The organism is Longibacter salinarum, from assembly GCF_002554795.1.
Lineage (GTDB): Bacteria > Bacteroidota > Rhodothermia > Rhodothermales > Salinibacteraceae > Longibacter > Longibacter salinarum.
This window is the reverse complement of the sequence record NZ_PDEQ01000003.1, coordinates 506,535-518,372: the sequence shown is the minus strand read 5'-3', so window position 1 is coordinate 518,372 and position 11,838 is coordinate 506,535. Positions and strand designations below refer to the sequence as shown.

General features: G+C 60.3%; 9 protein-coding genes. 2 read left to right on the top strand and 7 right to left on the bottom strand.

Going from position 1 to position 11,838, the window contains the following annotated elements:
- The 6 genes from CRI94_RS08455 to porW form a co-directional block, all read right to left on the bottom strand.
- On the bottom strand, positions 1 to 379 hold a 379-nt coding region (locus CRI94_RS08455; protein WP_179862217.1), incomplete at its 3' end, for a GTP-binding protein.
- Positions 380 to 545: 166 nt separating this feature from the next.
- Positions 546 to 2,648 carry an elongation factor G gene (gene fusA, locus CRI94_RS08450; protein ID WP_098075225.1) on the bottom strand — a complete coding sequence of 701 codons (2,103 nt, stop codon included), beginning with the start codon at positions 2,646 to 2,648 and terminating at the stop codon, positions 546 to 548.
- Between the two features lie 206 nt (positions 2,649 to 2,854).
- Positions 2,855 to 3,325, bottom strand: coding sequence for a 30S ribosomal protein S7 (gene rpsG / locus CRI94_RS08445; RefSeq protein WP_098075224.1), 471 nt, complete (start codon positions 3,323 to 3,325; stop codon positions 2,855 to 2,857).
- A 221-nt stretch (positions 3,326 to 3,546) separates the two neighbouring features.
- A complete protein-coding gene (gene rpsL / locus CRI94_RS08440; protein ID WP_098075223.1) occupies positions 3,547 to 3,921 on the bottom strand; it encodes a 30S ribosomal protein S12 in 375 nt (124 codons plus the stop codon).
- Positions 3,922 to 4,365: 444 nt separating this feature from the next.
- Entirely contained in the window at positions 4,366 to 6,546 is a 2,181-nt protein-coding gene (gene ftsH / locus CRI94_RS08435; RefSeq protein ID WP_098075222.1) for an ATP-dependent zinc metalloprotease FtsH, read from the bottom strand.
- A 280-nt stretch (positions 6,547 to 6,826) separates the two neighbouring features.
- Positions 6,827 to 9,985: a type IX secretion system periplasmic lipoprotein PorW/SprE gene (gene porW / locus CRI94_RS08430; RefSeq protein ID WP_143815344.1), complete on the bottom strand. Its 3,159-nt coding sequence runs from the start codon at positions 9,983 to 9,985 to the stop codon at positions 6,827 to 6,829.
- A gap of 312 nt (positions 9,986 to 10,297) precedes the next feature.
- Here porW and CRI94_RS08425 point away from each other — a divergent pair, with 312 nt between their 5' ends.
- Positions 10,298 to 10,489 carry a hypothetical protein gene (locus tag CRI94_RS08425; RefSeq protein WP_098075220.1) on the top strand — a complete coding sequence of 64 codons (192 nt, stop codon included), beginning with the start codon at positions 10,298 to 10,300 and terminating at the stop codon, positions 10,487 to 10,489.
- A gap of 103 nt (positions 10,490 to 10,592) precedes the next feature.
- Positions 10,593 to 10,964 carry a hypothetical protein gene (locus CRI94_RS08420; RefSeq protein WP_098075219.1) on the top strand — a complete coding sequence of 124 codons (372 nt, stop codon included), beginning with the start codon at positions 10,593 to 10,595 and terminating at the stop codon, positions 10,962 to 10,964.
- An 84-nt stretch (positions 10,965 to 11,048) separates the two neighbouring features.
- Here the strand turns inward: CRI94_RS08420 and CRI94_RS08415 are convergent, their stop codons facing one another.
- Positions 11,049 to 11,693, bottom strand: a complete 645-nt coding sequence (locus tag CRI94_RS08415) for a hypothetical protein (protein WP_098075218.1) — start codon at positions 11,691 to 11,693, stop codon at positions 11,049 to 11,051.
- Between the last annotated feature and the right edge of the window lie 145 nt (positions 11,694 to 11,838).

Genomic DNA, 11,838 nt, shown 5'->3' with positions numbered 1-11,838 from the left:
CCTGACGGGCAAGCAGGATGTGCTCGCGCGTCTGCGGCATCGGGCCGTCGGTGGAGGCGACCACGAGAATGGCGCCGTCCATCTGCGCCGCGCCCGTCACCATGTTCTTGACGTAGTCGGCGTGGCCCGGGCAGTCCACGTGAGCGTAGTGCCGGTTGGCCGTCTCGTACTCGACGTGCGAGGTCGCGATCGTGATGCCGCGCTCCTTCTCCTCGGGGGCCTTGTCAATCTGGTCGAAGGCCGTCTCCTTTTCGGTGAAGCCGCGTCGGGCTAGCGTAATCGTGATCGCCGCCGTGAGCGTCGTCTTCCCGTGGTCAACGTGCCCAATCGTTCCAATGTTGACGTGCGGCTTGCTTCGGTCAAATGCCTGCTTCGCCATAGCGTCTAGCGTGTGTCGTGAAAAACTCGGAGTGTAATGTGATACTACAAATCTTGGTTGGCTGCGGGGCGTGTGCGTCGTAACGCGCCACCCGTCGAGCAGCCGAAAGCCGACCGGGGTGCCTCGTGCGCTGTGCGCTCAGTGAGACACCCCGGCGCGGGGTCGGTTACGCAGCGGCTCCCACGGCGTCTTCGTCCGTGATTTCCTTCGCGATGTTCGACGGGACCGGCTCGTACGTTTCGAACTGCATCGTGTACAGTGCGCGGCCCTGCGTGATGGAGCGAAGGTCGGTCGAGTAACCGAACATCTCGCTGAGAGGCACCTTGGCGTTGATGACCTGCGCATCATTGCGCTGGCCCATCTTGCCAATCTGCCCACGGCGGCTGTTCAAGTCACCGATCACGTCGCCCATGTACTCATCAGGCGTGATAACCTCCACGGCCATGATCGGCTCCATGAGAACCGGCTTGGCGCGGCGGGCGGCGTCGCGGAAGCCCAGGCGGCCGGCGATCTCAAAGGAGTTCTGATCGGAGTCAACGTCGTGGTAGTCGCCATCGTACAGGCGGACCTTGATTCCCTCGATCGGGTAGCCGGCGAGCGGACCCTGATCAAGCGAACTCTGGATGCCTTTCTTCACCGACGGAATGAACTCCTTCGGGATGGCACCACCGACGATCTCGTCTTCAAATTCGAAGCCGGTGCCCTCTTCGTTCGGGCTGACTTCCATGTAGATCTCGGCGAACTGACCGCGACCACCCGTCTGCTTCTTGAGCGTGTAGTGCTCGTCGACCGACTTGGTGATGGCTTCGCGGTAGGCAACCTGCGGTTTACCCACGTTGGCCTCCACTTTGAACTCGCGCTTGAGGCGGTCCACAATAATCTCGAGGTGGAGCTCACCCATGCCGGCGATCAGCGTCTGGCCGGTCTCCTCATCGGTGGACACGTTAAACGTCGGGTCCTCTTCGGCGAGCTTCACGAGTCCGGTCGTCAGCTTGTCGCGGTCGGCCTTCGTTTTCGGCTCGATCGCAATGCGGATGACCGGCTCGGGGAAGTCCATCGACTCGAGGATGACCGGGTTATCCGGGTCACAAATCGTGTCCCCCGTCTTGAGGTTCTTCGGACCGACCACCGCGGCGATGTCGCCGGCGCGGATCATGTCGATGTCCTCACGGTCGTTCGAGTGCATGAACATGAGACGACCGACACGCTCCATCTCGTCGGAGGTCGCGTTGTAGACCTTCGAACCAGACTCGAGCGTTCCGCTGTAGCAGCGGACGAACGTCAGCTTACCGACGTACGGGTCCGTGGCAATCTTAAAGGCCACGGCGCTGAAGGGATCGTCTTCGTTCGGCGCCCGAACGATCTTCTCGTCTTCGTCCTGCGGGTGGTGTCCTTCCACCGGCGGCACGTCGTCGGGGCTCGGGAGATACTTGATAACGCCGTCAAGCAGGCGCTGCACGCCCTTGTTCTTGAGCGCGGTTCCGGCGAAGACCGGCGTGATGTCGCGGGCGATGGTGGCCTCGCGGATCACAGCTTCGAGCTCAGACGCCTCGATCTCGTCGCCTTCGAGGTACTTCATCAGGAGCTCATCGTCGTACTCCGCGACGCTCTCCAGCAGATTGATGCGCCACTTCTTGGCAACGGGCTTGAGGTCTTCGGGAATGTCGATGACATCCCACGTCATGCCTTCCTCCTCGTCCCAGATGATGGCCTTGTTCTCGATCAGGTCGATCACACCACGGAACATGTCGCCCGCGCCGATCGGATACTGAACCGGAACCGGATTCGCGCTCAGGCGATCCTGCATCATACCGACAACCTTCTCGAAGTCGGCGCCGGTACGGTCCATCTTGTTGACGAACGCGATGCGCGGCACGCCGTAGCGATCGGCCTGGCGCCAGACCGTTTCCGACTGGGGCTCCACGCCACCAACGGCGCAAAAGAGGGCAACCGCACCATCGAGCACGCGGAGCGAGCGCTCCACCTCAACGGTGAAGTCGACGTGTCCGGGCGTATCGATGATGTTGATGCGGTGATCGTCCCAGTAGCAGGTCGTGGCCGCCGACGTAATCGTGATGCCACGCTCCTTCTCCTGCTCCATCCAGTCCATCGTTGCTGCACCGTCGTGGACTTCGCCCATGCGGTGCAGACGTCCGGTATAGAACAGGATACGCTCAGTCGTCGTGGTTTTCCCGGCATCAATGTGCGCCATGATGCCGATGTTGCGCGTCTTGTCGAGCGGGAAGCTCTCGTTTTTGCTGGTAGCCATAATATGCTGCCTGTGTAATGAGTGCTGGGGTGCCGGGCGCGGCCTCCTCCTTGGGAGGACCGAACGCAGGCACGCTCACACCGGGATGGATGCCGTGGGTTATACCGATCGGGGCGCTTCGAGAAGGCGAAGCAGGATGTGCAGACCCGGTCGTCTGCGCATCACCAGACCAGCGACGTGCGAAGGGGTTGTGGGCGCCGTCCAGGCTAGAACCGGAAGTGCGCGAATGCTTTGTTGGACTCGGCCATGCGGTGCGTGTCATCCTTCTTCTTCACCGCTCCGCCCTCGCCGTTCGCTGCGCTCTGCAGCTCGCTTGCGAGACGATTAACCATGCTCTTCTCCTTGCGGGCCCGAGCATACTGGATAATCCAACGGAACGCGAGGGTCACGCGACGGTCAGGGCGAACTTCAATCGGCACCTGATACGTCGCACCACCTACGCGGCGGCTTCGCACCTCCACGAGGGGAGCAACGTTGTTAACGGCCTTCTTGAAGATCTCGATGCCCTGCTCACCCGTACGCTCCTCTATCACATCAAACGCATCGTAGATGATGCGCTGCGCGGTACTCTTCTTTCCATCGCGCATGATCGAGTTCACAAACCGGGAAACGAGTTCGTCCCGGTACACGGGGTCCGGCGTCGTGGTGCGCTTTTTGGCTGCCTTGTCTCTAGCCATAAGTTCTACGTGGTCGTTGGCAATCGTGAGGCACGCCCGGAGTAGGTGTCCCACCCCAGCGTGCGGGGTACAGATAATGTGGGCGCTGCGCGGTGGGTCGCCAAACCCCGAGGGGCGTGCGAGACGAGCGGCTCCCCGAAGAAGGGCCGGGCGCGAGGGTCAACGGACGGTTCCGCCGAACGGCCTGCACCCGCACCGCACAGTGCGAGAATACAGCGCGCTTAGCTGCGCGGCTTCTTCGTTCCGTACTTCGAACGACCCTGCCGGCGATCTTCCACACCAGCGGCGTCGAGCGCGCCACGAACAATGTGGTATTTCACACCCGGAAGGTCTTTTACTCGACCACCACGCACGAGCACAATGGAGTGCTCCTGCAGGTTGTGGCCCTCTCCTGGGATATAGGCGGTCACCTCGTTGCCGTTCGTCAGCCGGACACGCGCAACCTTGCGGAGGGCGGAGTTCGGCTTCTTCGGCGTCGTGGTGTACACGCGGGTACATACGCCGCGCCGTTGCGGGCTATCACCCAGCGCCGGCGAGGTGCTTTTCTTGGTCTTCGACTTGCGTCCTTTGCGGATCAGCTGCTGTATCGTCGGCACGGTGATCGCGTCGTTTGAGTGTCGTAGTTCGCGGATAGCCCACTGACGACTCCGCTTGTGGCGAAGGCGCCGTTGACCTCTCCGTACAGCTTTTGAATAAAAGGATCACCCCCGTATCGGTTCGCCTCGGACTGTAAAGAGACAACCAAATCAATAATTTCGGGGCTGAAGACGCCGTGAAGCCGGTGCCCATTCGTTATACCGATATATACCGGTAAACCAATTGCCCTTTCAGGCTGAAGCACAAAAAAAGGCGAGCATCACTCGCCTTCTTCGTCAGATCCGGGCCGAAGAGAGCCGCGGTCGCAAAAGCGAACCACTCAACATGCTCTCCAGCATCAGGCGTCCGGACTGCAAAAGGACGGAAGTTTTTGTCGGTGGGTTGGCGTCGCTTGAGCGCCGCCTCCTGCCTCGCAGGCTTCCGTTTCGTTTGCAGGTTGGGGTCTACGTCCCCTCGCTGCGCTTGGTTTCGCCCGAATGTGAAGTGGAGTTGGATTCACTGGAACCTCCCACAGCTTCCCCGTCGGCATCCGACGTGCCTCGTGGGCGGTCGGCATCATCCGCCTGCTTTTGGCGGATGGATGCGCCAGCCTGAACTTCGGGGACGCCGCCATCGCTGGACCCGTCCGACGTTGAGATGCCGCCCTTTACGGTTACGTACTCGCCGTGCGGGCGCTCGCCGAGGATCTCCACCAACTCCGCGGGGCCGAGAACCTCCCGATCTAGAAGCGCCTGCGCCATCTCGTCGAGCTTGCTGCGCTTCCGCATCAGCAGTCGGCGCGCATTCTCGCGTACTTCCTCGATAATCGATCGCACTTCCTCGTCGATCTTCTCCGCCGTCGACTCGCTATATGGTTTGTCGAACATGGGTGAGTCTTCGCGCTGACTCATGTTGAAACTCACCTGTCCCACGGCCTCACTCATGCCGTAGTCGACGACCATAGCATAGGCCATCTTTGTAATTCGCTCGAGGTCGTTCTGCGCTCCCGTCGTAATCCGGCCGAACACGATCTCTTCCGCAACGCGGCCCCCAATCGCCATCGTCATTCGATCAATCAGGGCCTCCCGGGAATAGAGATACCGCTCTTCCGGGAGATACTGGGCGTACCCGAGCGCAGACAGACCACGCGGTACGATCGAGACTTTGACAACGGGGTCGGTATTCTCGAGGAACCAGCCGACAATCGCGTGCCCGGACTCGTGGAACGCAATTACCTCCCGTTCTTCAGGCGAGATGATCTTGTTCTTCTTCTCAAGACCCGCAATGACGCGATCAATCGCCTGCTCGAAGTCACTCATCTCAATCGCGTCCTTGTCCTTCCGGGCCGCGAGGAGGGCCGCCTCGTTGCAGACGTTCGCTATCTCCGCGCCGGCAAATCCAGGCGTCTGTCCCGCGAGAACTTCGAGGTCCACGTCGTCTCCAAGAAGGAGATTCCGGACATGCACCCCAAAGATCTGCTCCCGGGCGTTCCGGTCGGGTTTATCAACCATGATCTGCCGATCAAATCGACCCGGACGGAGCAAGGCCGAGTCGAGTACGTCCGGTCGGTTCGTCGCCGCCATGATAATCACGCCGGCGTCGGAATCGAATCCATCCATCTCAACGAGAAGCTGGTTGAGCGTATTCTCCCGCTCATCGTTGCCGCCAACCATGGAGTTGCGGCCGCGCGAGCGACCGATGGCGTCCATTTCATCAATGAAGATGATACAGGGCGCCTTCTCTTTGGCATTCTTAAACAGATCGCGTACGCGGGAGGCGCCCACACCGACGAACATCTCGACGAAGTCCGAACCCGAGATACTAAAGAACGGGACGCCAGCCTCGCCGGCCACGGCTTTCGCCATCAACGTTTTCCCCGTACCCGGCGGCCCCACGAGCAGAACCCCCTTCGGTAGTTTTCCGCCGAGCCGAGTAAACTTCTCGGGGTTCTTCAGGAAGTCGACCACCTCCATTACCTCTTCCTTCGCTTCCTGCAATCCAGCGACATCGTCGAAGGTGACGTTGTGATCCTCGGACGCATCGAACAGCTTTGCTTTGTTTTTCCCGATATTGAGAACCTGAGACCCGGGGCCCATGCGCCGCATGAACAGAATCCAAATTGCAACGAACAGACCGATGGGAATCAACCACATCAGGACGCCGCCGAGCCAGTCCTCCTCCTGCGCAGCCGTGAAGGCAACCGGTTCGGTACCGGCTTCGCGAGCAGACGCGTTGTAGTCTCGGAGAAACTGCGTAAGTTCGTGATCATCCGGCTTCGTCGTCGTGAACCGGCGCTTCTCCTCCCCGCTCGCACCGTCCGTTAACACCAGACCTTCGTCGCCCGACGGCACCTCGACCTTACCTTCCTTTACGGCAGATTCAGCGTAGGTGCCACGAATGCGCGTATCATTGACGACCTCCACGCGCTCAACGTACCCACGTTCGACGTAATCGAGAAACTGGCTATACTCAACCGTCGTGGCATCAGAGCCGCCCATGTAAATGAAAAGGTGAACGACCAGCGCCAGAAAAATGGCGAGGTATATCCACAACGCGAAGCGAGGCCCGCGATCAGAATTCTTGGACGAGCCGTCGTCTGAAGATGAAGGGCGCGGTGTGTTTCGATTCCGCTCGGGCTGCGCCATAAAAAGAAGATTTCAATCGGTAAATGCGGTAAAAAACCGGGGACATGTCCGTAACGGCACGTATCGCCCGGCGCCCGAACCGAACCAGGTCTATCACACCTTAGTTCCTGCTGTCAACGGACGCAGGCAGGGAATTGACGGGTTTCGCAGACATCGGGCGTTCCTGGAAAACGTAGCTATGCCCGTGATTCGTATCGACAGGCCGCATCAGGGCTCAACCTGCGCGGCCGCGACTCTAGCCTTGACGATCGAAGACGCAAGGAGGACATCGTACGTGCTGTCAATCGTACGCGTCCGTCGAATCGACCGGTGCGGGAGACGGTGCCCCGGTCGTATCTCTGCCCCGACTCGAATCACGCCGCGCATCGTATCGAAAGATCTCGGCGTCCGCACGATCGGGTTCATCATCGTACGGTGAAGACCGCACTTGTCGTCGCTCAAGCCGTGAACCCGTCGTATCCGTGCGTGACGAGTCAGGCCGTACGTCGCGTCGCACCGATCGCTCCATGCGATTGGCTGGCTGTGAGCGAGACTGAGATCGGGCGTTTGGGGCATCGGGCGCGTCTTCTTCAGCATCTTCCGCCCTCGTGGACGGCTCATCGGGCAACACGTTAAAGCGCGTCGCCAGCGCGACACCCAGCTTCTCCGCTCTGGACGCTTCCTTGGAGTTCGGGTAGCGTTCGATAAGGTAGGCCAACACATCCACAATCGGTCGGTAGGCCCGTGCGGTCGAGTCAACAACCGAACGTGTTGTCGTATCGGGCACGGCCATGGTGTCCCGCACCGACACGGAATCTGGTTGCGATATGGATGACGTGTCCGGTTCCAGTTCAACTCGCTCCCCTCCGTGTACCGTGGACTCGGATGTGTCGACCTCCACGCTGTCTGCGTTCATCTGCTCCCTCAGCAGATCGATATTCACCATTGAGTCCGGTGGGACGGAGCGATCGCTCCGTTCGGTATCGACAGAGTCCGCGGGTGGATACGTGCGACCGGGATCCGGCACACGACGACCTCCCTGAACGGTCGAATCGCTCGGCGGCCCTGCCTGACCGGGTGCACGCCCTCTGGACGGCACTCCACGCGTCGGCCCTCCCGAGCTGGTTGTCGGTGTGGACGCCACGGTGTCTGGTTTGCTTTCCTCGATCGCGCCCCGCAGACGATCCCGCCCGCTCTTTACGATATTGGAATCCACGACGTCACTGCGCAGGAATGCCATCACCACGGAATCCGGCTCAACCGACTCCTGACCGCGCAGGTCGTCGATCGCAATCGACGCGAGCGCGAGTATAGCGCGCGGAGCGACCGTTGACGAGTCGTGATCTTGTGCCACACGTGCCATTTCGACTTGCGCCCGCGCCCGCTCTCCGTCCTGCCACGCGCGGAACGCCTTCGCGTACGCCGCTTCCGCAACAGCGGTTGTGTCGGCAACTTCCACCTCGGCGCGACCGAGACGCTGACGCGCTCGTTGGGCAAAGACTGAGTTCGGGTATTCCTCGATCACCTGCTGATAGAGTCGCCGTGCATCCTCGGGGCGACCCTCTGCGGTGCGCACCTCTGCAAGCGCGTATAGAGCCCGCTGCGCCACCGATGATTGCGCATCCTCCTCGATGATCCGGCGATACCACGTCGCAGCCGAATCGGGCCGCTCGGCATTGAGGAAAAGGGCGGTCGCAAGCTCATACTGGGCCACTGCGCGGTCTGCCCGCATGGCTTTCCGGTCGGCTTCCGTACGCGGGATCTCGCCGACATCGAGCATCGGCGTAGCACCGGCTGGAGGATCGGTCGGTGAATCCGCGATCGCTTCCGCCTCCGCCTCCCCGTCGTTTCTCGCATCTGGGTCGGGCGCCTGCGAATCCTGGCGTTGCTCGATCGCAGCGCTCCGACGCCAGTTATCCACGCGCGGCCTCGGGCCCCACTGCCGTTCGAACATCCGCCTCCCCTCCTGAACGCGCGTCGGATTCTCGTGGAAAAGAAAGGTGCTACCGGTCGATGCGGCGAGCTGCTGGGACGACTGACTCCGCTGGTTTACGACGTTTCGATTCGAAAACTGGCGAGCCGCTGCACGCTGATTTTCGCGTTCACGCTCCGCGCGACGTTGCTCAGCCTGCTGGGCCTGAATTTCCTCAAGCTCGGCGCGAAGCTCCTCCCGCGACATATCTCCGAGCCTAAGTAACGAATCCATTCGCGCAACTGCCGAGGCGCGTTGGGCAATTGTGCGAAACCGGCGGCCCAACGACTCACTGTTCGTAATCGCCATCGGCGTCAACAGAAGCGACTCGGATGTGCTGCTTGGCTGACGGAGAGAGGTTGCAGCCGTGTCAAAGTGAGCAGCTGCCCGCGAAAAGTCGTCGTACGCATCTCGATACAACGAGCCGAGTGCATAATGCGCACGACCCTGGGTGACACCCTGCGCAGGTGGCGGTTCATATAGAACGTCCTGGAGTACGGACTTCGCATCTGCTGCTTTCCCCTGCGCATCGAGCAACCGGGCCCGTAGGACGCGAAGTGCGGCGAGACGCTCGAAGTTCTTGTCGTCCTCCTCCATCTCCTCCAGGCGGTCCAGTGCGCGAGCCGGCTCTCCGTTCAATCCCTGCACACGAATGGAGCTCAGGCGAGCGGCATACACGAGCTCATATGCATTCGCAGCATCGACGGATCGATCGTAAGCCGACCGCGCACCCGACGGATCACCGAGCGTTTCCCGAACCTGTCCGAGCAGGAACGCCCCGCGTGCTCGTAGTCGTCGAGGAAGATCACCGCTCAACCCCGTCGTCAGCGCCTCTGCAGCATCATTCCATCGCCCCTGTCGGACAAAGGCATCCCCACGAGACAGCCACGTACGGGCGGTCCACGTGCCCAGGGCCTGACCCTCTTCCGTCAGAAGCGACGCCGATACGCGTTCCGCTTCCTCCGGGCGATCGGCGGCAACCAGGGTCCGCACGAGCCAGAAACGCGCCTGCTCTTCCAGTTCTCCTCCCAGGTCCTGAACCTCTCGAAATTTCTGCTCTGCGCCGACGTAGTTCTGCTGGAAATAATATGACTTCCCAATCAGCATCAACGACTCATCCACCCACTTGGAATTCGGGTGCTCGCGCAAAACATCGGCACTCTTCTCGATGGCCGTCTCAAATGCCTCTGCGTTCCCGTTCTGCGCCTCGAGAAAAAGCGGCAGGTACACGGTTATATCGACCGGCTCGGACCTGCGGCGGTCCTGGACCGCTTCGACGCCCTCCTCGAACGACTTCTCGGCATTATAATAGGTGTTGTAGTATGCCGTAAAGTTGTCAACACGTTTACCGACGAACGACGTGTCGCTGCATCCGGCCATGACGAACAGGCAGGACAGCGCAAAAATCAGAGCAAACAGCCGGCGCATCGCGAAATCATCGACGGGAAAGAAAAGAGAGGACCGAAACGCCGTGATCGGGATGCACACCACGTCTCGGCTGGATGGTAAATGCAATTTTCAGACGGTAGATCCCTTCCGACTAAAGCATGGTCGTCTCAGTAACGATGAAAGTGGCGAGCGTGGTATCGCGGACCAGTAAATGATGGCCTTCATCTCGGATTTCACTGTTTCATGGTGCGATTGAACTCACGCGACCCCGATAATGTCGTTTAGATTGCCGTCAACTCGATAGGGGCGCATCCACGTTCGCGAAATCATCGGTCGCAACGCAACGCGGACGGCCGATTGCCGGATGCGCCCCTCACGCTTGTCCTCCTCCCTTCCTGATCCGGCTGCCGAATGTCTCGTCTCTTGCTGGCCTCTATCGTCATGCTCGCAATCTTCGATATCGGCCTGGTCGTTTTCGGTCTCGTTACTCGACAGTTCAGTTATGCGCTTGCCGGCGGTGGATTTCTCGCCGTGTTGGCGCTCTTGTACCTCACCGTGTCACGCGTCGACGCAGACGAGACCGAAGAGGACGATGCGAATTGACGTCGAGCATCCATTGCTGGAACTGAATTGCAACTCGTCAGGTGTCAACTTGCATACCACCGGTGCATCAGCGCGCCCTCTTTGACCTAGCCTTTGAACGCGGATGTCTGCCTCCATCGAAATTTACGTACGCGACCTGTCGAAGGAAAAAGCCGAGAAGTGGTTAAGCAACCAATTCGGTTCGGTTGAGCAGGTTCGGACCGAACCCGCCCTGACGTACGAGGTCGATTATTCCGGGGAAACGGTACGCGTGTTCGTGGCCGAGAATATCGAGGGAGGTCCCTACACCAGCGTCTGGTTCAACGGGCCCAACCTGCCGTGGACGACGATCCGAGCCTGCGCGAAAGCCGCTTTTGAAGACCTGGGCCACGAAGTCATCTGCGATCAGGATGGATACGAGCAAGACCCGTGGACCATGACCCGCTTCAGCGATGAGGGCGAAGAGCGCATCGACGACAGCAGCGTCAGCTTTTAGATAGAAAACCGAGTCTTCGACCGGGACTGCCTGGACCCACCGGGTTTCCATCCGGCGCACAACCACGATGGTCTCGGCGTCGACCTACTGACGCTTCTGCACTGCACGGGCGACATTTTTCACGTCGGTGGTGAGCCGAAGGCGCCAGCTTTCCTGATACCGCTCGAGCGAAAACACTTCAATCTGGGACAGAGCCTGTCCACGCTCATCTCCGCTCCGGCCATCAACGTGCGTTCTCGCAATCACGTGAACCAGGGTGTCCGTCTCGTCGACGTGTCCGATCACCTTCGACGATAGGCCATCCAGCACCTCCGTTGCCTGCGGCGATTTCTGATACACGACCCGTAGCATGCGGGCATACAGTTCCGCGGGCGGCGCAAATCGAATCGTCTCACGCGGTGTATTATCTCCGTAAAGAGCGTCAGGAATGCCGCTAGAGGAATCGGCTTCGGCGGCACGAATGAGGACGTCCTTTAGCGCCTGCAGGGCGTCTGGATGCATCAGGCGCGCGCATCCCTCCCAGTCCGTTCGGCGAAACGCATCCAGGTAGGCCGCTGCGACAGCCTCGGGCCCATCCAGGGAGTCACTAGCCACGGCGTCTTCTTCAGCAATCCTGGACGACGTGGATCCGCCCCGGCCATCTTCTGCGCGAGCCGTTCCGCCCCAACTCAGGGTTGCGACCAAGAGAAGAGCGATCATCGAGAAATTGAACACACGATCGCGTCGCATTCCGGACGTACGGTAGTGAAAGGGAAAGGCAGTTGTTGAGCCACTCGCTCTACCGTTTCACACTACACCCCGGTCGCTTGTTCACGGGCACCAACGGAAACACGGCGGATGGTTTTGCGCCAACTTCCAATCTGCCAGTTGACTT